Annotated in this window: 17 protein-coding genes; 9 read left to right on the top strand and 8 right to left on the bottom strand. The window is 65.7% G+C overall.

Features of this window, described 5'->3' with window-relative positions; all coding sequences use genetic code 11:
• Positions 1 to 10: 10 nt before the first annotated feature.
• From ACPVPU_RS08780 to ACPVPU_RS08765, 4 genes are all read right to left on the bottom strand, one after another.
• Positions 11 to 1,183: a serine hydrolase domain-containing protein gene (locus ACPVPU_RS08780; RefSeq protein ID WP_448657552.1), complete on the bottom strand. Its 1,173-nt coding sequence runs from the start codon at positions 1,181 to 1,183 to the stop codon at positions 11 to 13.
• A gap of 3 nt (positions 1,184 to 1,186) precedes the next feature.
• On the bottom strand, positions 1,187 to 2,449 hold the full coding sequence (locus tag ACPVPU_RS08775; protein WP_448657551.1) for a class I SAM-dependent methyltransferase: 1,263 nt from the start codon (positions 2,447 to 2,449) through the stop codon (positions 1,187 to 1,189).
• Between the two features lie 49 nt (positions 2,450 to 2,498).
• Positions 2,499 to 3,863: a cryptochrome/photolyase family protein gene (locus ACPVPU_RS08770; protein WP_448657550.1), complete on the bottom strand. Its 1,365-nt coding sequence runs from the start codon at positions 3,861 to 3,863 to the stop codon at positions 2,499 to 2,501.
• A gap of 93 nt (positions 3,864 to 3,956) precedes the next feature.
• On the bottom strand, positions 3,957 to 4,853 hold the full coding sequence (locus ACPVPU_RS08765) for a histone deacetylase family protein (RefSeq protein ID WP_448657548.1): 897 nt from the start codon (positions 4,851 to 4,853) through the stop codon (positions 3,957 to 3,959).
• A gap of 56 nt (positions 4,854 to 4,909) precedes the next feature.
• Here ACPVPU_RS08765 and ACPVPU_RS08760 point away from each other — a divergent pair, with 56 nt between their 5' ends.
• From ACPVPU_RS08760 to ACPVPU_RS08730, 7 genes are all read left to right on the top strand, one after another.
• Complete coding sequence (locus ACPVPU_RS08760; protein ID WP_448657547.1) at positions 4,910 to 5,854, top strand: alpha/beta hydrolase; 945 nt, start codon at positions 4,910 to 4,912, stop codon at positions 5,852 to 5,854.
• A gap of 156 nt (positions 5,855 to 6,010) precedes the next feature.
• Positions 6,011 to 6,487, top strand: coding sequence for an RNA pyrophosphohydrolase (locus tag ACPVPU_RS08755; RefSeq protein ID WP_448660464.1), 477 nt, complete (start codon positions 6,011 to 6,013; stop codon positions 6,485 to 6,487).
• A gap of 48 nt (positions 6,488 to 6,535) precedes the next feature.
• A complete protein-coding gene (locus ACPVPU_RS08750) occupies positions 6,536 to 7,447 on the top strand; it encodes a DUF481 domain-containing protein (protein WP_448657546.1) in 912 nt (303 codons plus the stop codon).
• Between the two features lie 52 nt (positions 7,448 to 7,499).
• Positions 7,500 to 8,708 (top strand): hydrolase, encoded by a 1,209-nt coding sequence (locus tag ACPVPU_RS08745; protein ID WP_448657545.1) that lies wholly within the window; start codon positions 7,500 to 7,502, stop codon positions 8,706 to 8,708.
• Positions 8,705 to 9,715, top strand: coding sequence for an arginine N-succinyltransferase (locus tag ACPVPU_RS08740; protein WP_448657544.1), 1,011 nt, complete (start codon positions 8,705 to 8,707; stop codon positions 9,713 to 9,715). Before ACPVPU_RS08745 ends, ACPVPU_RS08740 begins: the two co-directional genes overlap by 4 nt.
• A 140-nt stretch (positions 9,716 to 9,855) precedes the next feature.
• Positions 9,856 to 11,109: an N-succinylarginine dihydrolase gene (locus ACPVPU_RS08735; protein WP_448657542.1), complete on the top strand. Its 1,254-nt coding sequence runs from the start codon at positions 9,856 to 9,858 to the stop codon at positions 11,107 to 11,109.
• A gap of 66 nt (positions 11,110 to 11,175) precedes the next feature.
• A complete protein-coding gene (locus ACPVPU_RS08730; protein ID WP_448657540.1) occupies positions 11,176 to 11,397 on the top strand; it encodes a hypothetical protein in 222 nt (73 codons plus the stop codon).
• 125 nt (positions 11,398 to 11,522) lie between these two features.
• Here the strand turns inward: ACPVPU_RS08730 and ACPVPU_RS08725 are convergent, their stop codons facing one another.
• From ACPVPU_RS08725 to manD, 4 genes are read right to left on the bottom strand one after another with little or no spacing between them, the layout of a single operon-like run.
• Positions 11,523 to 12,749 (bottom strand): SGNH/GDSL hydrolase family protein, encoded by a 1,227-nt coding sequence (locus ACPVPU_RS08725; RefSeq protein WP_448657539.1) that lies wholly within the window; start codon positions 12,747 to 12,749, stop codon positions 11,523 to 11,525.
• The gene (locus ACPVPU_RS08720) at positions 12,746 to 13,912 is read right to left on the bottom strand and encodes an endo-1,4-beta-xylanase (RefSeq protein WP_448657538.1); all 1,167 of its coding nucleotides are present in this window, start codon (positions 13,910 to 13,912) and stop codon (positions 12,746 to 12,748) included. The genes ACPVPU_RS08725 and ACPVPU_RS08720 overlap by 4 nt, the downstream gene beginning before the upstream one ends.
• A 3-nt stretch (positions 13,913 to 13,915) precedes the next feature.
• Complete coding sequence (locus ACPVPU_RS08715; protein WP_448660462.1) at positions 13,916 to 15,238, bottom strand: MFS transporter; 1,323 nt, start codon at positions 15,236 to 15,238, stop codon at positions 13,916 to 13,918.
• A complete protein-coding gene (gene manD / locus ACPVPU_RS08710) occupies positions 15,238 to 16,449 on the bottom strand; it encodes a D-mannonate dehydratase ManD (RefSeq protein ID WP_448657537.1) in 1,212 nt (403 codons plus the stop codon). Before manD ends, ACPVPU_RS08715 begins: the two co-directional genes overlap by 1 nt.
• A gap of 132 nt (positions 16,450 to 16,581) precedes the next feature.
• Here manD and ACPVPU_RS08705 point away from each other — a divergent pair, with 132 nt between their 5' ends.
• Both ACPVPU_RS08705 and ACPVPU_RS08700 read left to right on the top strand, forming a co-directional pair.
• Positions 16,582 to 18,732, top strand: a complete 2,151-nt coding sequence (locus ACPVPU_RS08705; RefSeq protein WP_448657536.1) for an alpha-glucuronidase family glycosyl hydrolase — start codon at positions 16,582 to 16,584, stop codon at positions 18,730 to 18,732.
• Positions 18,733 to 18,892: 160 nt separating this feature from the next.
• Positions 18,893 to 20,602: a glycoside hydrolase family 43 protein gene (locus tag ACPVPU_RS08700; RefSeq protein ID WP_448657535.1), complete on the top strand. Its 1,710-nt coding sequence runs from the start codon at positions 18,893 to 18,895 to the stop codon at positions 20,600 to 20,602.
• The last annotated feature ends 36 nt before the right edge of the window (positions 20,603 to 20,638 follow it).

Here is a 20,638-nt window from a genome sequence, read left to right as displayed (position 1 = left end):
CCGCCTCCGTCTATTTCCCGGCCGCGGCCGACAGCTCCGCCATGAACTGAAGCTGCGCCACGCGCAGATCGTTGCCGGTTGCGCGCGGCCAGTTGGCGATTGAGGCGATCACCAGCTGTTTATCCGGCACGACGATGATCGACTGGCCGAAAATCCCCTGCGCAGCAAAGGCGTTGGGGAACACCCACCATTGATAGCCATAACCCTGTCCGTCGGTGCGCTTGTCAGCCAGCCGGTTGCTACCCGCCTCGGCAAACCACCCCTCCGGCACCTGTCCCTTGCCACCTTCAAGCGCGTACAGACCCATCCGGGCATAGTCGCGCAGGCGAAGCGACAGACAGCACCCGCCGATATTCTGGCCGGCCAGGTCGAACATCCAGAACAGGTCGCCTTCGAACCCCGCAGGACCGGTGATCTTTTCCTGTGCGTAATCCGACAGGCGGCGACCGGTCGCCCGTTCGACAATGATGCCGATCAGGTTCGTCTCGCCCGTCTTGTAGACCCATTTCGTCCCCGGCTCCGCTTCGCTGGGCAGCGTGGCCAGATAGGCGAGCATGGAGTCCTTGCTATCCGGCGCGGTGGCCAGCGCCATGCGGGCGACGTCGCTGTTGGGGTTGGTATAATCCTCATTCCAGCGCACCCCGCTGGTCATGGTCAGTACCTGGCGCACCGTAACGCGGTCATAGCCGCTGCCCTTCAGCTCCGGGACGAATGTGACGACGGGATCGTCCAGCGACTTGATGGCGCCGTCCCGAACCGCCGCGCCGACAAGGGTCGACGTAAAGGACTTGGCGACGGAAAAGCTGGTCCAGCGATCGGTCGGCGTCATGCCCTCAGCATAGCGTTCGTACCGCACCTGGCCGCCCTGGACGACGATCAGCCCGACCATGTTCTGTGTGTCCATCCGGGCGGCGATGTCCGCTTCGTCCATCGGCAGCGGCTTGCCCTTCGGCAACAGGCGCACCATGCTCGACGCCTTGGCCGTGGTGCCGGGGAAGATCGTTTCCATGGCGCGGAAATTCTTTGACCGCACCGCGTCGGGCCAGAACAGGATTTCGGCGGCGGCGCGGGACAGCCTGGCCTTTTGCTCGGCGGTCAGGGCGGGCGCGGTGCTTGTCTGGGCATGGGCTGCGGGCATCATCAGCGCCGATCCGATCAGCATCGCCAGCCGCAGCATCCGCATCGCCTATCCTCCCTTTACCAGAGTCACCTGAGCGACGTCGATTGCGCCGCCTTTGAACCCGCCCTCACAATACATCAGATAGTAGCGCCACAAATCCCTGAATTGCCGGTCGAACGCGCGCGGCAACCGCCCGTCCCGATCCGCCGCATCGAACCGCGCCCGCCAGTCGGCAAGGGTGCGGGCATAGCTGGCGCCAAAGCCATGCCGGTCGGTCCAGGCAAGGCCGTGCCGCTCCGCGACCGCGCGAAACCGGCTTTCGGAAATCAGCATCCCGCCGGGAAAGACATAGGTCTGGATGAAATCGACATTGTCTGCATAGGCGTCGAAAATGGCATCGTCGATGGCGATATACTGGATCGCCGCCCGCCCGCCCGGTTTCAGCACGCGGGCGATGGTGCCCAGATAGGCATCCCAATATTCCCGGCCCACCGCCTCGACCATCTCGATGCTTGCCACCGCGTCGAACGTCCCCTGAACGTCGCGGTAATCGGTCAACGCGACGGTGACGCCCGACAGGTCCGCCGCTGCCATCCGCCCGTCGGCATAGGCCTTTTGTTCCGACGACAGGGTCAGCGCATGGACCCGCCGCCCGGCCCGCGCGGCCAATTCGGCAAAGCTGCCCCATCCGCAACCGATTTCCAGAATCGTGTCGCCCGGCCGGGTTCCCGTCCGATCGAGCACCGCCATCAGCTTGCGCGCCTGTGCCTGTTCCAGCGTCTCTGCCGGATCGGCATGGATCGCGCTGGAATAGGTCATGTCGCCGCTCAGCCAGGGCGTATAGAAATCATTCCCCAGATCATAGTGATAGGCGATGTTGCGCCGCGAACCCGACCGGTCGTTGCGCCGCAGCCGGTGGCGCAGGCGCATCGCCGCGTTGATCCACCCCCTGGCCCGCCCGGCCCCGCCCAGCGTCGTGCGATTGACGGTGAAGAGTTCGAACAGCGCAACCGGATCGGGGCTGGACCATTCGCCCGCCGCCCATGCCCGGTACCATCCGGCCGATCCACCGCTGACCAGCCGAACAATCGCCCGCCAGTGATTGAGGGACAGGATCACGTCTGGGCCGGGTCGTCGTCCACCCAGCACCCGTCGGCTGCCATCCGGCAGGGTCAGGTCGATCCGGCCGACCGCCAGTCCGGCATCGATCCGGGCAATTACGCGCGCCAGAACCGGCTGGATCAGCCGATAGGCGCCCTGCCCGGCACCAGCCCCGTCCCCGCGTTCGCCAGCGGCCAGCCGTCCGCGATTGCTCGTCCCCTGCTCCATCGTGCGCGCCTTTGGCACAAGCCACGGGCGCGCGAAAGCCGGGATGGGTTCAGCGAACGGCCTTGGCCGCCTTCAGCGCGCGGTCGCGGGCTTCGCGGTGGCCTATGATCTTGGAGGGATACTCCTTGGGCCGTCGCCCATACTCCTCCGGATCGTGGATCACGTCGTCTTGCAGATGCTTCAGTTCGGGCACCCATTGCCGGATATACCCCGCTGAATCGAACTTTTCCGACTGGGTCAGGGGCGCCATGATCCGCACGAACATGTTGCTGTCGATGCCCGTGCCAGACACCCATTGCCAGTTGGTCGCATTCGACCCGTAATCGGCATCGACCAGGCAGTCCCAGAACCACTGCTCGCCCTTTCGCCAGTCGATCAGCAGGTGCTTGATCAGGAAACTGGCGGCGATCATGCGGACGCGGTTGTGCATCCATCCCGTCGCCCAAAGCTGTCGCATCCCGGCATCGACGATGGGGTATCCGGTCCGTCCCTGTTGCCATGCCTTCAGGTCGGCGGGGGCGGTGCGCCAGTCGAGCGCGTCGAACTTGTCGCGCGCATTCCTGGTCGCATAGTCGGGAAATTGCAGGATGACGTTCTGCGCATAGTCCCGCCAGCCCAGTTCGGACAGATAGACGCGAACCGATCCTCCCGCATCGGCCACCCTGTGCCAGATCGCCGCTGGCGAAATCTCTCCGAAATGCAGGTGAGGCGACAGTCTGGACGACCCCTCGATGCTCGGCAGGTTGCGCTGTTCGTCATAATCGGCGGCATGGCGGACGAAGGCGTCCAGCCGCTTGCGCGCGCCCTCTTCGCCCGGCGTCCATTCTTCCCCAAACCCCTTTGCCCAGTTCGGCTTGGTCGGCAGCAGGTCCCAATCGGCCAACGTTTCGGATTTCGGCCATTTCGAGGGCGCGGCTATCTCACGCGGGCGATAGCCCGGTTTTTCCGGCGGCATTTGTTCCTGAAGCGCCCGCCAGAACGGGGTGTATATCTTGTACGGCGCGCCGCTGCCGGTGGTCACGCTGCCCGGCGGGGCCAGGTAATTGCCGTCGTGGCAGGCCAGATCGATCCGTTTCGCCACCGCCTTTTCGGCGTTGCGCCACCAGGGTTCGTAATGGCGGATGCAGTGCACCCGTCCCGCACCCGTTTCCTCGACCAGTTCAGCGAGCACCGCATCGCATTTGCCCCGGCGAAGGATCAGTCGGCTGCCCTTTTCCCGCAGGCTTTCGTCCAGCGCCTTCAGGCTGTGATGCAGCCACCAGCGCGACGCCCCGCCCATCGCCCGGTGTTTGGGCGTGTCGTCATCCAGCACATAGACGGGGATCACCGGCCCTTCGGCGGCTGCGGCGGCAAGGGCCGCCTGATTCGACAGCCGCAGGTCGCGGCGAAACCACACGATGCTCGGTTCAGTCATTCCAATCCTTTCGACCCGGCAACAATGCGCCAACGCCGAAATCGGGTGCAAGACAATGTGGTCGAAAGCCGGTGTTGACCGGCCCCGGCACCGCTACCGGTGATAGGTGCGGCCCAGGGTCAGCACGGAATCCGCGTGCCGCCGAGCCACTTCCATCGGATCGTTGCCATAGCCGCCGCCCAGCGCGCTGGCGAGCGGGATGCCCCGCGCTGCGCACAGGCCAGCCAGCCAGGCATCGCGGGCGACCAGCCCGTCCAGACTGAGCGATAGCCGCCCCAGTTTGTCTCCCGCCCATGGATCGACCCCCGCCTGATACAGGATCAGGTCGGGCCGCACCTGATCCATCAGCGGCACCAGCGTGGTGGCGAGAATATCGAGATATTCGGCATCCTCCACCCCGTCGGGCAAGCCGACGTCCAGCGTCGAGCGCGCCTTTCGCACCGGAAAGTTCTTTTCGGCATGAATGGAATAGGTTGCGATTTCCGGTCGCCCGGCGGTCAGCGACGCGGTGCCGTCGCCCTGATGCACGTCGCAATCGACGATCAGGATCCGGTGCGCATCGCCCTCCTCCACCAGCCGCACGGCGGCGCAGGCGAGATCGTTGAAGATGCAGAAGCCGGCGCCGGTATCGGACAGCGCATGATGACTCCCCCCGGCGGTATTCGCCGCAAAGCCGCGCTCGAGTGCAAGTTTGCCAGCCAGCCAAGTACCGGCGGGTACATGCACCGCTCGGTGAGCGACGGCGGGGGTGACGGGAAAACCGATCCGCCTTTCCTTTTCGCGCGGCACCCGCACCTCAATCACCTCGGCGACATAATCGGGGTCGTGCACCGCCTCCAGCCAGGCACGCGGCATCGGTTCGGGCGCGTGCCACTCCAGCCCATCCTCTCCGGCCAGCACATCGCGGACCAGCCCGTTCTTGTTCCACTCATAGGCACTGCGGGCGGGCGCGGGCGCGACATAGCTGGGATGGTGGACGACCGCGATCATTGCCGCCTAGATAAGTGCAAGCCCGCAACCGGCAAATACAGACCATGCGAGATGGCATGACCGAACGGACCCTGCGCCCCGATGTCGCGGCGTTCCTCGCTTATGCCAACGCCATGCCCGGGCCCCGAATGCACGAAATGCCGCCAGAGGCTGCACGCGCGCAATATGTGGCGATGAAGGGGCTGGTCGACGAGCCGGTCGGCGATCTGGCCGTGCAGCGCCCGCTCGCAATCCCCGGCCCGGCGGGTGACATCCCCGCCATACTGTTCGACGCGCGGGCAGAGCGGGATCCGGGTCCGGTCGTCGTCTTCTATCATGGCGGCGGCTGGGTGATCGGCAATGTGGAGAGCCATGCAAGCTATTGCGCGGAACTGGCGCGTGCGCTCGACCTGCCGGTCGTGTCGGTCGATTACCGGCTGGCGCCGGAACATCCCTGGCCCGCCGCGGTCGACGATGCTGAGGCGGCGGCGCGCTGGGTGGCCGGCAGTCCCGATGCGCTTGGCCTGTCCGTCACCGGGCTGGTCGCGGCTGGTGACAGCGCGGGCGGGAACCTGGCCATCGTCACCGCCATGGACCTGCGCGATGCGCCCGCCGCCGTGCCGGTGATGGCTCAGTTCGCCATCTATCCCGCGACCCATCTGGGTACGCCCTATCCCAGCTATCACACCTATGCCGAGGGGCATCTGCTGACGCATGACAGCATGACTTGGTTCGAGGCAGCCTATGCCGCCGATGCAGCGCATGTCCGTGCCTCGCCCATCCTCGGCACGCTGGCCGGAATGCCCCCCGCGCTGGTGCTGACCGCCAGCCACGATCCGATCCGCGATCAGGGCCGCGCCTATGCCGCCGCGCTGGCCAATGCCGGAGTCGCGGTCAGCTTTGTCGAGGTGCCGGGCATGATCCACGGCTTCATCACGCTGCGGAAAGTGATCCCGTCGGGCCGTGCCGATCTCGACCGCGCCCATGCCGTGCTGAAGGCGATGATTGCCGCCGCCGCCTGATCGGCTATAGCCCAGCCTCACCGCTCATGCTGAGCTTGTCGAAGCATTGCCCTTCTTCGAATCGGCAATCGGCCATGCCATAAGGACAGTGCTTCGACAGGCTCAGCACGAATGGTATCTTGTGCGCCTGCCTCCCCCCAAGTTCCGGACATGCCCATGATCGACAAGGAAGCGCTCCCCTATCGCCCCTGTGCGGGCGTCATGATCCTGAACGCCGACGGCAAGGTGCTGGTCGGCCAGCGGTTCGATTCGGTGGTGGAGGCGTGGCAGATGCCGCAGGGGGGCATCGACCCCGGCGAGGATCCGCTGGAAACCGCCTATCGCGAGCTGTGGGAGGAAACGGGGATCGAGCGGCACCTGGTCGAACTGATCGCGCGGGCGCCGGAGGAATTGTTCTACGACCTGCCCGACGAGCTGATCGGCCGCATCTGGAAGGGGCAATGGCGCGGCCAGCGCCAGCACTGGTTCCTGTTCCGCTTCACCGGCACCGACGCCGACGTCAACATTGCCACGCCAGAACCGGAGTTCAAGGCATGGCGCTGGGCGGACCCGGCCGAGCTCCCGGACCTGATCGTGCCGTTCAAACGCGACCTGTATCAGCGCATCCTGACCCTCTTTTCACCGCATCTATAGTCGGCGCTGCCTTTTCGCGGCCTGAAATCAGGGTTATTGCGTAGGGCCATGCGATCACGCCTGACCCTGCTGGCCCTGACGCCCCTGTTGCTGGCCAATGACGACGAGGCCAAGAAGGAGCCGCCCCAACTGCCCCCGGCGGTCGAAACGATGCTGATGGCGGCGTTCGACAGCGGCAACGAGGGCGAGGTGAATACCATCGCCAAATACGCGAAGACGGCGACTCCCGATGCCACGGAAATGATCAACCGGCGCGTCGGCGACTGGAAACGCGCCCGCGCCGAAGCCAATCAGAAGCATCTGTCGGAGGCCGAGTTCTTTGAATTGGTCAAGGGCCGGGCAGAGGTCGGCGCGTGGCTGACCACGGGCAATACCGACAATATCGGCGTCAACGGCGTGCTCGACCTGCGCCGCGAAGGATGGTTGTGGCGGCATAAATTGCGGCTGCAGGCGGATTATCAGGAATCGCTGGGCGTTACCAACCGCGAACGCTACCTCGCGGCCTATGAACCCAATTACAAGCTGGGCGACCGCGCCTATATCTACGGTGCCGCCCAGTTCGAAAGCGACCGCTTCCTGGGCTATACCGAGCGCTATTCCGCATCGGTCGGTGCGGGATACAGCGCGATCAAGTCGCCCGGCATGACGCTGGACGTCGAGCTTGGCCCGGCATTCCGTTACACCGATTTCGTCAACGCCGAAAACGAACGCAATCTGGCGGCGCGTGGCTCGCTTGATTTCATGTGGAAACTGACGCGGTCGATCACTTTCGAACAGGATGCGTCGGCCTATCTGCAAAGCGCGAACAGCACCGTGTCCAGCAAGTCGGCGGTGCGCGCCAGGCTGGTTGGGCCATTGTCGGGGCAGATGTCCTATACCGTGCAGTATGAAAGCGAGCCGCCCACCGGCCGGGTGTCGACCGATACGATCAGTCGCGCCTCGATCGTTTACGATTTCTGACCGGGATCGGGCGGGGGTGGTTTCGCAGCCCGCTTCGGGTTAGGCGAACGCCATGGAGAAACTGACGCCGATCGAACGCGCTGCGGTGGAACGGGTGGCCGGCGAACCGATGCTGGCGATGACCGAGCGCTGGGTGGCGATCAACAGCGGTACCCGCAACCTGGCGGGTGTCGCGGCGATGGCCGGCGAGCTGGCCGACGCGTTCGCCGCCCTGCCGGGGGACATCTCTCTGGTCGAACCCGCGCCGGTCGAACAGGTGACGGTGGCCGGCGACCGGGTGCAGCTGGATCATGGCCGCCACCTTCGCCTGACCGTCCGGCCGGACGCCCCGGTTCAGGTCGTGCTGACCGGGCACATGGATACCGTATTCGCCGTCGATCACCCGTTCCAGACGGCGCGCTGGTTGGCGGATGGCAGCTATAACGGACCCGGTGCCGCCGACATGAAGGGGGGCATCGCCCTGATGCTCGCCGCGCTGAAGGCGGTGGAGGCCAGCCCGCTGGCACCGCGCATCGGCTATGACGTCGTGATCAATTCCGACGAGGAAACCGGCTCGCTGTCCTCCGCTCCGCTGATCGCCGATGCGGCGCGGGGCAAGGCGGCAGCGCTGACCTATGAACCCGCATTGCCGGACGGCACGCTGGCGGGCGCACGGGGCGGGACCGGCAATTTTTCCATCACCGTCCGCGGCCGCAGCGCCCATGCCGGGCGCAATCCCGAAGACGGCCGAAATGCGCTGGTCGCCGCCGCCGACATTGCCGTCCGGCTGCACGCGGCTCGGATCGACGGGCTGGCCGTCAATCCCGCCCGCATCGACGGCGGCGGGCCGAACAACATGGTGCCCGACCTCGCCGTGCTGCGCGTTAATTTCCGCCCCAGGGATGCCGACATGATCGCGCGCGCGCAGCTGCTGCTCGACCGCGTGCTGGGCGAGGCGGCGCTGGCGCATGACGTGTCGGTCGAGCTGCACGGCGGATTCAACCGTCCGCCCAAGCCGATCGATCCGGGCGCGCAAAAGCTGTTCGATCTGGTCAAGCGGACCGGCGCCGATCTGGGTCTGGAAATTGCGTGGCGCGCAACGGGCGGCGTCTGCGACGGTAACAACATCGCCGCCTGCGGGGTGCCGGTGGTCGACACCATGGGCGCGCGCGGCGGTGCCATTCATTCATCCGACGAGTTTCTGATCCCCGACAGCCTGAGCGAGCGCGCCGCGCTGTCCGCCGTCACGCTGCTCCGGATCGCCGAAAAGGGGGGCCTGTGAGTTTCGTCATTCGCGCGGCGGAGGACCGCGACCTGCAACCGCTGTATGAAATGGCGAAACTGGCCGGCAGCGGTTTCACCAACCTGCCCCCCGACAAGCCGTCGCTGCGCGCCAAGCTGGATCGCAGCGCCCAGGCATTTGCACGCACGGACGACGGCGTGCACGACGACCTGTTCGTGCTGATCCTGGAAAATGCCGATACGGGCGAGGTGCGCGGCACCTGTCAGATCTTTGCCCAGGTCGGTCAGCGCTGGCCCTTCTACAGCTATCGCCTGTCGATGCTGACCAAGCACAGCGAGGAGCTGGGCCGCACGTTTCGCGCCGAAATCCTCAATCTCGTCAACGATCTGGAGGGGGCGAGCGAGGTCGGCGGCCTGTTCCTGCACCCTGGCGAACGGGCAGGCGGGCTGGGCCTGCTGCTTGCCCGCAGCCGCTATCTGTTCATCCGCCAGCACCGCGCCCGCTTTGCCGACCGTATTCTGGCGGAATTGCGCGGGATCATCGACGAGGCAGGCGGCTCGCCCTTCTGGGACGGGGTCGCTGGCCGCTTCTTCGGCATGAGCTTTCAGGAGGCGGACCAGTTCAACGCCATTCACGGCAACCAGTTCATCGCCGACCTGATGCCCAAGCACCCGGTCTATGTCGCCATGCTGCCGGATACGGCGCGCAGCGTCATCGGCCTTCCGCATCCCAGCGGCCGGGCGGCGATGCGGATGCTGGAGAATGAGGGTTTCTCCTATGAAAGCTATGTCGACATTTTCGACGGCGGCCCGACCATGACCGCGCGGACGGATCAGGTGAAGACGATCCGCGACGCCCGGGCCGCGACCGTGACCGGCGTTGGCGATGGGGGCGAGCCGGCGCTGATCGCCACCGGTAGCCTGACCGGATTTCGCGCCTGTTCCGGTACGATTGGCGTAACCAGTGACGGCGTGAGCGTGGATGCCGATGTCGCCAGGCTGCTGGGCGTGGAGCACGGCGCAGAGGTGCTGTACGCGGAACGATAGCTAATCCTCCCCTGCAAGGGGAGGTGGCATCGCGCAGCGATGACGGAGGGGTATCGCGCGCTCGTGAGAGCAATACCCCTCCACCATTTGCTGACGCAAATGGGCCCCCTCCCTTTGCAGGAGAGGATCTGGAGAGTGGAATGCTGACCGAAATCAATTTCGACGGACTGATCGGGCCGAGCCACAATTATGCTGGCCTCAGCCCCGGCAATCTGGCCGCGACGCGCAACCGGGGCGCGGTGTCGCATCCCCGTGCCGCCGCGCTGCAGGGGCTGGCCAAGATGCGGCACAATCTTCGGCTCGGCTTGCCGCAGGGGCTGTTCGTGCCCCTGCCCCGCCCCGATCATCGCTGGCTGGACAGCCTTTCCACCGACTATGCCGCCGCACCGGAGCATCTGAAGGCGCAGGCCTTGTCCGCCTCCGCCATGTGGGCCGCCAATGCCGCCACAGTCTCGCCCGCACCGGACACGATGGACGGCAGGTGCCACCTGACCGTCGCCAATCTCGTCACCATGCCGCATCGCAGCCATGAATGGCCCGACACGCTGGCCCAGCTTCGCCTCGCCTTTGCCGATCCGGCCTTTGCCGTGCACGGTCCTGTCCCCGCTCCGTTCGGCGACGAGGGCGCCGCAAACCATATGCGGCTGTGCGCCAGTCATGACGCGCCGGGTGTCGAGATCTTCGTCTATGGCGTCTCTGGCGGCCCCTTCCCCGCCCGCCAGCACCGCGAGGCGAGCGAAGCGGTCGCCCGCGCGCACGGCCTCGATCCGGCGCGCACGCTGTTCGTCCAGCAGTCGGAGGCAGCGATCGCGGCAGGCGCATTCCACAACGACGTGGTGGCGGTCGCCAACGGGCGGGTGCTGCTGGCGCACGAACAGGCGTTCGAGGATCGGGACGGGTTCTACGCCGATCTGCGCGCCATCATGCCAGAGGTGGAGATCGTCGAGGTGCCCGCTGCCCGCGTATCCCTTGCCGATGCCATCCAGTCCTACCTGTTCAATGCCCAGTTGGTGACCCTGCCCGGCGGCGAAAGCGCGATCATCCTGCCGACGGAAGCGCGCGACAATGAAGCCGTATGGTCGTGGCTGAACGATCATGTCGCGGGCAATGGCCCGATCCGTCAGCTGAAAGTGGTGGATGTGCGGGAATCCATGGCCAATGGCGGCGGCCCGGCCTGTCTGCGACTGCGCGTCGTCTGCGATCCTGCGACGGTCGATCCCCGTTTCCTGCTGGACGAGGGCAAGCTCGACCGGCTGGAGGCGCTGGTCGGCGAATGGTGGCCGGAAGCGATCGGGGCCGACGATCTGGGCAATGCCGATCTGCTCGACCGGATCGGTTCCGCGCGACGGGCGTTGATCGATCTGCTCGGGCTTGTCGAATTAATTGACAGGTAAGGCTGTTCGTTAACCTGTAACTCGCGTAATTCAGCCGCTGGCACGGGCATTGCTTTAAGGATTGTCATGTTCCAGCGGTTGGCACGTCTGTTCACGATCAAGACCAAGTTCGAGGCCTTCATGGTCATTTTCGGGCTGGCGAACGGCGCGGCGGATCGCGGCACCCATTATCTGGTGCAATATCCCGGCTGGCTCGGCTGGTTCATGTTCTGCCTCTGCCCCATCGCGGTTTTCATGGCGGCCACCCGCATCCTGGACAGCGTCGAGCGCGCGCAGGCGGAGGGGTAAGTTCCGAAAACACCCTCACCCTTCCGCGGCTGACGCCGCTCCCTCCCTCTCCCGCTTGCGGGAGAGGGAAGGGGCCCGCCGCGAAGCGGTGGGAAGGGTGAGGGAATCCTTATTTCGAAATCAATCTACTGAGCGAACAGCGTCAGCGGCACGGCCTCGCCCATCGCCTTGTAGCCCGCGATCGACGGATGTAGCCCATCGCCGGAGTCATACGCCGCCTGCATCCGCATCGGATCGGCAGGGTCGCGGACCAGCGCATCGAAATCCATCACGGCATCGACATTGCCGGGCGTGCGCAGCCAGGCGTTGATCGCCTGTCGATCCGCCTCGTTTCGCGCATCCGGGTGATAATAGGCCGATGCACCATAGGGCATGATCGTGCCGCCAATGACGCGGACACCCCGCGCCCTCGCCCGCGCGACGATCTGTGTATAGGCGGCGATCATCGCGTCGCGCTCCTCGATATGCCGCTGCGGCGTCACCGGCGCGTCGCGGGTCAGCGTACCCAGATCGTTGACTCCGATCAGCAGCATCAGATGCGTGACGCCCGGCAGCGCCAGCACGTCGCGTTCCAGCCGGGCAAGCGCATTCGGGCCGAGCCCGTCGCGCAGCACGCGGTTGCCGCCGATCCCCTGATTGATGACTGCCAGGTCGCGGGTCCGCTCGTCCGCCTGCAACCGGTTGGCCAGCGTGTCCGGCCAGCGGGCGTCGGTATCGGGCTGCACGCCGTATCCGTCGGTGATGCTGTCGGCCAGGATGACGAGCGCCCGGCCCCCTTCCCGCTCGACCTCGACGCTGGCCAGGTTGAACCAGCCGACCTTCTTCTCCGCCTTCGTGAAGTCGGCATTCAGGTCGCTGCCCGGCACCGGATAGCTGTTGGTCCGCGACCCCGGATGCCCGGTCTGCCGCGCGGGTACGTCGGCCAGCGCGATGGTGACGGCGACATGCGCCAGCGCCGTTACCGGGATCGCAATCGGATCGGACAGAAACTCCGCCCCCTGCGGCACCAGCGCCCCGCTCTGCCCGCTGAACGTCACGCGGATCGGCGTCCCCTGCACCGCCGGCCCATCCTTCGACACCGCCGTCGCCACGGTCACGCCCGTTACCTTCAGCGGCGCATCGCCCGCAACATTGGACAGGCGGATGCGCAGCCGGTCGCCGGAAAGGGTCGGCCGGATCAGCTGGCGGATCACCACCGGGTTTTCGCCCTCGTGGGGCATCCGCTGCTGATCGTTCAGTTCGAAATTGCTGCTCGCCCAGACGGCGACCCATCGCTTTTTCTGCGCCCATGCTGCACCCGGCAGCGCCAGCGACAGGGCGGCCAGGCCAAGCGCGATCCGACGGACCATCATGCCACCGTGCCCCGCACCGGTGCCTCGCGCAGCGACCGTGCAATGGCATCGTAGAGCGGCTTGGGCCTGAACTTCGCATCATAGGGTGCGCCCCGCACCAGCGTCTTGTCCTTGCGCGGGGTAAAGCCGGTCAGCCAGCTATATTTGTCGCTCATGCCCCAGGCGAGCACATCCTGGATCTGCGGATAGGCCAGGGTGACGTCGAGGTAGCCGCGCGCATAATCGGCGACGATCCGGTCGCGCGTCGCATCGTCCGCCTCGATATGCCGGTCGTTCACATCGAACTCGGTGATGACCAGCCGGTATCCCATGCCCGTCACTTCGTTCAGGAAGGCGCGCCACACTGCCTGCTTGCCGACAAGCTGTTCGGCAACGGATGTGCCGGCGCGCGGGCCGATATGCGATTGCAGGCCAAGCGTGTCGACCGGCACGCCCCGCTTGCGAAATCCCTCCAGCAGCTTCAGCACGCCGGTGCGATGCTTGTCGTCATCGCCGCCGTCCCAGCCCATATAGTCGTTATAGACCAGCTCGGCATGCGGTGCCGCTTCCCTGGCGGTGCGGAACGCCAGGTCGACCACCGCTTCCTTGCTGCCCATCGCCTTGGTCAGGGCGTTGTCGTACAGCTGGCCCGTGCCCGGCTCGACTGTCTCGTTCACCACGTCATAGCTGTAGATGCGGGTGCCGTAGCGGGCAGTGACGGTGCGGATATGCTCGGTCACCAGCCGCTCCGCCTCGCTGGCGGGTCGCGCGCCGAAGTCATATTCGTTCAGCCATTTCGGCATCCAGCGCGTCTGGTTCCACAACAGGGTGTGGCCGCGCACCTTGATGCCCTTGGTTGTCGCCCATTCGACCATCGGGTCGAAGCGGCCGAACTCGAACCGGTCGGCGGCGGGGCGGGTTGCGCCCCATTTCATTTCGTTTTCCGGCACGATCAGGCCGCAGTCCCGCTCCAGCAGCGCGGCATAGGCGGGATTGACATGCGATCCCCGGTCCGCCCCCGGCCGCCCGCTTGCGGTTGCCGAGCCGAAGCGCAGTCCGCGCGTGCGGGCAATGGCGTCCAATCCGGGCGCCGTCTGGGCCAGGGCCGCTGGGGCGAGCGCCGATGCTCCGACAAGGGCAGCCCCGCCGAGCAGCTGGCGTCGGTCGATCGTCATGCGGTCCATACCCTATTCCTTCGGTTTCGGCTCGGCGCGCTGCTCCCCGATGCGGGGCACGAGCAGATGGATGATGGCCAGCGCCAGCAGATAGGCAACCCCGGCGATGGCCATCAGCGGGATATAGCTGCCCGTGGTCTCCAGCGTCCATCCCGCAAACTGAGCGATGCCCATGCCGCCCAGCGCCCCCGCCAGCCCGCCGATGCCCACGACGGTGGCGACCGCCGGGCGCGGAAACGTGTCCGACACCAGGGTATAGAGATTGGCCGACCAGCCCTGATGCGCCGCCGCCGCCAGCCCGATGATGCCGACCGCGATCAGCGCGTTGGGCAGGAACGGCGCGATGCTGACCGGGACCACGCACAATGCGCAGATCAGCATCACCGTCTTGCGCCCCGCATTGACGCTCCATCCGCGCGCGATCAGCCGCGACGACAGCCATCCGCCGCCGATGCTGCCGATATCGGCCAGCAGATAAACGGCAATCAACGCCGGGCCGAGCGAGGCGAGCGCGCCCCCGCCCTTTGGCAGCAATTCGAGGCCATAGGTCTTGGTAAAGAAATCGGGCAGCCAGAACAGGAACAGCCACCAGACCGGATCGGTCAGCAACTTGCCCAGCAGAAACGCCCAGGTGCCCCGATGGCGCAGCGCCTCGCCCCAGCCGATGCGCGCCTGTGCCTCGGGCGGATCGGAATGGATCAGCGCCAGTTCCGCCGGCCCCACTCTCGGATGCTCCTCGGGCTTGCGATAGACGACCAGCCAGAAGACGAGCAGGATCAGGCCGAGCGCACCGGTGACGATGAACGCCGCCTGCCATCCGAACCACAGGACAAGGAACGGCACCGCAAGCGGCGTCAGCACCGCGCCGACATTGGATCCGGCATTGAACAGCCCGGTGGCGAATGCCCGCTCCCGCTTGGGAAACCATTCGGACACCGCCTTGACCGCGCCGGGAAAGCCCCCGGCCTCGCCCAGACCAAGCGCAAAGCGGGCGAGCATGAAGTGCGTCACGCTCGATGCTGCGCCGTGCGCCATCGCCGCCACCGACCAGACCAGGATCGCCACCGCCAATCCGGCCCGCGTCCCCACCGCGTCGATGAAGCGGCCCATCAACAGGAGGCCGATGGCATAGGCCGCCTGAAACGCGGTGACGATGTTGCCGTAATCGGTTTCGCTCCAGCCGAACTCGGCATCGAACACCGACTTCAGATTGCCGAGCACCAGCCGGTCGACATAATTGACCGTGATGGCGAAGAACAGGAGTGCACAGATCGCCCAGCGATAGCGCCCCGGCTTCATCGCGGCAGCCGCCGCCTCAGCGGTGACCGCCGACATCACCAATGGAACATGCTCCCGTCTTCCAGCCGGTTCACCGGCAGATAGGCCCGCTTATACTCATATTTCGCCGCCAGCGCCTCGTCGATCTCGACGCCCAGCCCGGGGGCATCGCCGGGATGCATCATCCCGTCGGCGAAGGTGTAATGATGCGGGAAAACAGCGTCGGTTTCCTCGGTATGGCGCATATATTCCTGCACGCCGAAATTGGGCACCGACAGGTCGAAATGCAGCGCCGCCGCCATGCAGACCGGCGACAGGTCGGTCGCGCCATGGCACCCGGTGCGGACATTGTGCAGGTCCGCCAGCATCGCGACCTTGCGCAGATGGCTGATCCCGCCGGCATGGACGACCGTTGCGCGGATATAGTCGATCAGCTGTTCCTCGATCAGCTGCTTGCAATCCCAGATGGTGTTGAAAATCTCCCCCACCGCGAGCGGCGTCGTGGTGTGCTGGCGGATCAGGCGGAAATTGGCCTGATTTTCCGCCGGGGTCGCATCCTCCAGCCAGAAGGGGCGATAGACCTCAAGGTCCTTGCCCAGCCGCCCGGCCTCGATCGGGGTCAGCCGGTGGTGGATGTCGTGCAGCAGATGCACGTCCCAGCCCAGCGCCTCGCGTGCCGCCTCGAAAAGCGGCGGTACCGAGCGAAGATACTTCTCGCTCGACCAGAGATTCTCGGTCGGCAGGTCGGCATCGGCGGGTTCGTAGAAATAACGGTCCTTCGACACGCCATAGGTCGAGTTCAGCCCCGGCACGCCGGATTGCAGGCGGATCGCCTTGTACCCAAGCAACTGGTAGTGGAGCGCGTTGTCGACGGTTTCCTCGACCGTCTTGCCGTTGGCATGACCGTACACCATCACGCCGTCGCGGCACGCACCGCCCAGCAGCTGATAGACGGGCAGCCCCGCCACCTTGCCCTTGATATCCCACAAGGCAGTATCGACGGCGGCGATCGCGCTCATCGTCACGGGGCCGCGCCGCCAATAGGCGCCGCGATACAGGTAATTCCAGATATCCTCGATCCGGTGCGGGTCGCGCCCGATCAGCAGCGGGATGACATGATCGGTCAGATAGCTGGCAACCGACAGTTCGCGGCCATTCAACGTGGCATCGCCCAGCCCGGTCACGCCGTCGCTGGTGCGGATCTGCAGCGTCACGAAATTGCGCCCCGGACACGTCACGATCACGCGTGCCGATTCAATCACCGCCATCATCATCCCCTTCCCAAACGCGTCGCATTATCCGACAAAAGTCGCCACGACGGGTTGTCCTGTCACCTGATACCGCTACCATGTTTGCGCGAACATCGGCTGTCAACGCCGGGGTAACGAGCCATTGAGAGGATGTCGATGCGTTTGCTGACCGGGCTGGTTGCCCTTTTCACCTTCCTGATGCCCGCTTTTGCCGCCGCCGAGGACGGCCATGAATTGTGGCTGCGATACCGACTCGCGGATGCAGGCCGGATTGCCATGTTACCGGGAACATTGGCGGTCGAGGAAAGCGACCCGCGGATCCTGTCCGCCCGCAACGAACTGGTTCGCGGTCTTTCCGCGATGCGGGGCAGCCCCGTCGCTGCCGGGGCCGTGCTTGGGGACGGCGAATCGCTCGTGATCGGCACGCCGCAGGGCAGTCCGCGAATCGCCGCGCTCAAACTGCCGCTGGCGGGATTGGGCAAGGAAGGATTCGTGATCCGCTCTGCCCGCATCGCCGGCAAGCCGGTGACGGTCATCGCCGCCAATGACGGCGCGGGCGTGCTGTACGGCGCGTTCCGCTATCTGGAACTGGCAATGAAGGGCGAGGCGCTGGTCGGCCTGAATCTCAGCGACAAGCCCGCACTGGACGTGCGTATCCTCAACCACTGGGACAATATGGATCGCCATGTGGAACGGGGTTACGCGGGCGAATCCATCTGGGACTGGCAGAAGCTGCCGCGCTTCGCCGATCCGCGCTACACCGACTATGCCCGCGCCAACGCGTCCATCGGCATCAACGCGGCGGTCCTGAACAACGTCAACGCCAATGCCGACATCCTGACCGCGCCCTATCTGGAAAAGGTCGCGGCCATCGCGGCGCAGCTTCGCCCGTGGAACATGCGCGTCTATCTCTCCACGCGCTTTTCCGCGCCGATCGAGATCGGTGGCCTGAAGACCGCTGACCCCCTCGACCCGGCGGTCAAGCGGTGGTGGAAGGCGAAGGCGGACGAAATCTATCGCACCATCCCCGATTTCGGCGGCTTTCTGGTCAAGGCCAATTCGGAGGGACAGCCGGGGCCGCAGAATTACGGCCGCAACCATGTCGACGGCGCCAACATGCTTGCCGACGCGATCGCGCCGCACGGCGGCATCGTGATGTGGCGCGCCTTCGTCTATTCGGAGAACGACCCGACCGACCGCGCCAAACAGGCGTCGATCGAATTCGAACCCTATGACGGCCAGTTCCGCGACAATGTGCTGGTTCAGGTCAAGAACGGGCCCATCGACTTCCAGCCGCGCGAGCCGTTCCACGCGCTGTTCGGCGCGATGCCAAAAACGCCGCTGATGATGGAATTCCAGATCACCAAGGAGTATCTGGGGTTCGCAACCCATCTCGCCTATCTCGGCCCGATGTGGACGGAGGTGCTGGCCGCCGACACCCATCGGCCACGGGCCGGCACGACCGTTGCCGACGTCCTGATCCGCCGGGTCCGCCCGAACGCCGTGACCGGCATGGCCGGCGTCGCCAATATCGGTGCGGACCGCAACTGGAGCGGATCGCAGTTCGATCAGGCCAACTGGTACGCGTTCGGCCGCTTGGCCTGGAACCCCAAGGCCGATGCCGCCGCCATTGCGCGCGACTGGGCGGAGCTCACCTGGGACGCCGATGCCACCGGCACCACGGCGATCGTCGACATGATGATGGCCAGCCGGGAAGCGGTGGCCGATTACATGACCCCGCTCGGCCTCACCCATCTGATGGCGACCGGGCATCATTACGGCCCCGGCCCCTGGGTCGACGATCTCGCCCGCCCCGAATGGAACCCGGTCTATTATCACAAGGCCGACCGGAACGGCATCGGCTTCGACCGGCTGGAAACCGGCAGCAATGCGATCAGCCAATATGCACCGGGCGCTGCGGCGCAGTGGCGCGATCCGGCGAAGATGGACGAGCGTTATCTGCTGTGGTTTCACCATCTGCCCTGGGATCACCGGCTGCAATCGGGAGAGACAGTGTGGCAGGGACTGCTCGCCCGCTATGATCGCGGCGTGGGCGAAGTGGGCCGGATGCAGGCAAGCTGGTCGGCGCTCGCCGATCAGGTCGATGTAGAGCGGCACCGGGAAGTCGCGCAATTCCTGAAGATCCAGCGGGACGAGGCGCAGTGGTGGCGGGATGCCAGCATCGCCTATTGGCAAAGCGTCAGCGGCCGTCCCCTGCCCGCCCGCGTAAAGGCGCCGCCGCATCCGCTCGAGCATTACAAGGCGATCAAAACCCCCTATGCCCCGGGCAGCGGGGAGTGACGATGGACTGATAGCCAAGGCAGAAACCGTTCGCACTGAGCTTGTCGAAGTGCTGTCCTTCTCTCTTCCTCAGCGGGGAAAGGCAGCCATTCGGCAGGCTCGGCACGAACGGGGCCTGGATGAATTCGATGAAATGCAATGTGGCCCAAGGGGAGTTGAAATGAACAAGACCATGCTTGCAGCCCTGCTCGGCAGCACGATCGCGCTGACCGGCTGTGCAGCCACCACCGGCGCCGCCGGCGATCCGGCCATCCCCGCCACCAATGTCGCGCAGTTCGATTGGCTGACCTATCAGGGCAGCGATCCCGTCGATGCCATCGCCAGGCCAGGCCCCGGCGAGTTCCGCAATCCCATCCTGCAGGGCTATTATCCCGATCCGTCGATCACCCGCGTCGGCGAGGATTATTACCTGGTCAATTCCAGCTTCGCTCATTTCCCCGGCATTCCCGTCTGGCACAGCCGCGACCTGGTGAACTGGACGCAGATCGCCAATGCGATCGACCGGCCCGATCAGCTGGATTTCAAGCGGCTGGGCCTGTCGCGCGGCGTGTTCGCCCCCGCGATCGAATATAACAACGGCACGTTCTACATCATCAACACCTGTGTCGACTGCAACGGCAACTTCATCATCACCGCCAAGGATCCGAAGGGTCCGTGGAGCGACCCGGTATTCCTGCCCGATCTGGACGGCGGCATCGATCCGTCGATCTTCTTCGACACCGACGGCAAGGCATGGGTGCTGAACAACGGCGCACCGCTGGGCACCCCCCGCTACGACGGCCACCGCGCCATCTGGATCCAGCAGATCGACCCTGCGACGCTCAAGACGTTCGGCCCGCGCACCGTGCTGGTCGATGGCGGCGTGGATCCGTCCAAGAACCCGGTATGGATCGAGGGGCCGCACATCTTCAAGAAGGATGGCTGGTACTATCTGACCGCGGCAGAGGGCGGCACGGCGGTCAATCACAGCCAGGTGGTGCTGCGTTCGCGCAAGCCCGACGGCCCTTATACGCCCAATCCGAACAACCCGTTCCTGACGCAGCGCGACCTGCCCGGCGATCGGTCGAATCCGATCACCTCGGCCGGCCATGCCGATCTGGTCGAGACGCAGAACGGCGAATGGTGGGCACCGTTCCTCGCCGTGCGGCCCTATGAGGGCGACCTCTACAATATCGGGCGCGAGACGTTCCTGATGCCGGTCACATGGGAAAATGGCTGGCCGGTCATCACCCGCCCCGGCCAGGTGATCCCATGGACCGCGAAGAAGCCGAACCTGCCCGCCGGCAAGCCCGGCCCCGTGCCGCACAATGGTCCGTTCAGCGTCCGCTATGACTTCGACAAGCCGCTGGGCATGGAATGGGTGATGCTGCGCAACCCGCAGGGCAACTGGTTCCGGGTCGATCAGGGCGCGCTTCAGCTGACGCCCCGTCCGGTCAGCCTGGGCGAAAACGGCAACCCAAGCTACATCGCCCGACGCCAGCAGCATCTGAAGGCGACGGTCGAAACGCAGATGCTGTACGAACCGCTGAAGGATGGCGATCGGGCCGGTCTGATCGCCATGCAGTCGGACGAGGCGTGGATGGGCGTCCAGGTCGTTCGCAAGGGGCGCGAGCGCGTGATCCGCGTCGCGGCGCGCGCCAATGCGGGCGAGGCGCAGGACGGGCGGGTGCTGGTCGAACGACCGCTGGATGCCGGTCCCGTTCGGCTGCGCGTCAGCATAGACGGCGGCAAGGCCAGCTTTGCCTATGCCCCCAGCGGTGGCGACTGGCGGCCGCTGCTCGAAGGTGCCGACGCGACCATCCTGTCGACGCGCAAGGCCGGCGGCTTCGTCGGCACCACCATCGGCCCGTTCGCGCAGAGCGGGCGGTGACACCGTAAACCCTCTCCCCTTGCGGGAGAGGGTTGC

Source organism: Sphingomonas paludis (assembly GCF_053502515.1).
The sequence above is the reverse complement of the archived record's forward strand: the minus strand, read 5'-3'. Positions and strand labels throughout refer to the sequence as shown.

Coding starts and splice junctions, on each gene's coding strand:
- ACPVPU_RS08700 (WP_448657535.1), top strand. CDS start 18,893: ATGAACAAGACCATGCTTGCAGCCCTGCTCGGCAGCACGATCGCGCTG.
- ACPVPU_RS08770 (WP_448657550.1), bottom strand. CDS start 3,863: ATGACTGAACCGAGCATCGTGTGGTTTCGCCGCGACCTGCGGCTGTCG.
- ACPVPU_RS08735 (WP_448657542.1), top strand. CDS start 9,856: ATGCTGACCGAAATCAATTTCGACGGACTGATCGGGCCGAGCCACAAT.
- ACPVPU_RS08705 (WP_448657536.1), top strand. CDS start 16,582: ATGTCGATGCGTTTGCTGACCGGGCTGGTTGCCCTTTTCACCTTCCTG.
- ACPVPU_RS08725 (WP_448657539.1), bottom strand. CDS start 12,749: ATGATGGTCCGTCGGATCGCGCTTGGCCTGGCCGCCCTGTCGCTGGCG.
- ACPVPU_RS08760 (WP_448657547.1), top strand. CDS start 4,910: ATGACCGAACGGACCCTGCGCCCCGATGTCGCGGCGTTCCTCGCTTAT.
- ACPVPU_RS08720 (WP_448657538.1), bottom strand. CDS start 13,912: ATGGACCGCATGACGATCGACCGACGCCAGCTGCTCGGCGGGGCTGCC.
- ACPVPU_RS08715 (WP_448660462.1), bottom strand. CDS start 15,238: ATGTCGGCGGTCACCGCTGAGGCGGCGGCTGCCGCGATGAAGCCGGGG.
- ACPVPU_RS08730 (WP_448657540.1), top strand. CDS start 11,176: ATGTTCCAGCGGTTGGCACGTCTGTTCACGATCAAGACCAAGTTCGAG.
- ACPVPU_RS08765 (WP_448657548.1), bottom strand. CDS start 4,853: ATGATCGCGGTCGTCCACCATCCCAGCTATGTCGCGCCCGCGCCCGCC.
- ACPVPU_RS08750 (WP_448657546.1), top strand. CDS start 6,536: ATGCGATCACGCCTGACCCTGCTGGCCCTGACGCCCCTGTTGCTGGCC.
- ACPVPU_RS08775 (WP_448657551.1), bottom strand. CDS start 2,449: ATGGAGCAGGGGACGAGCAATCGCGGACGGCTGGCCGCTGGCGAACGC.
- manD (WP_448657537.1), bottom strand. CDS start 16,449: ATGGCGGTGATTGAATCGGCACGCGTGATCGTGACGTGTCCGGGGCGC.
- ACPVPU_RS08745 (WP_448657545.1), top strand. CDS start 7,500: ATGGAGAAACTGACGCCGATCGAACGCGCTGCGGTGGAACGGGTGGCC.
- ACPVPU_RS08780 (WP_448657552.1), bottom strand. CDS start 1,183: ATGCGGATGCTGCGGCTGGCGATGCTGATCGGATCGGCGCTGATGATG.
- ACPVPU_RS08755 (WP_448660464.1), top strand. CDS start 6,011: ATGATCGACAAGGAAGCGCTCCCCTATCGCCCCTGTGCGGGCGTCATG.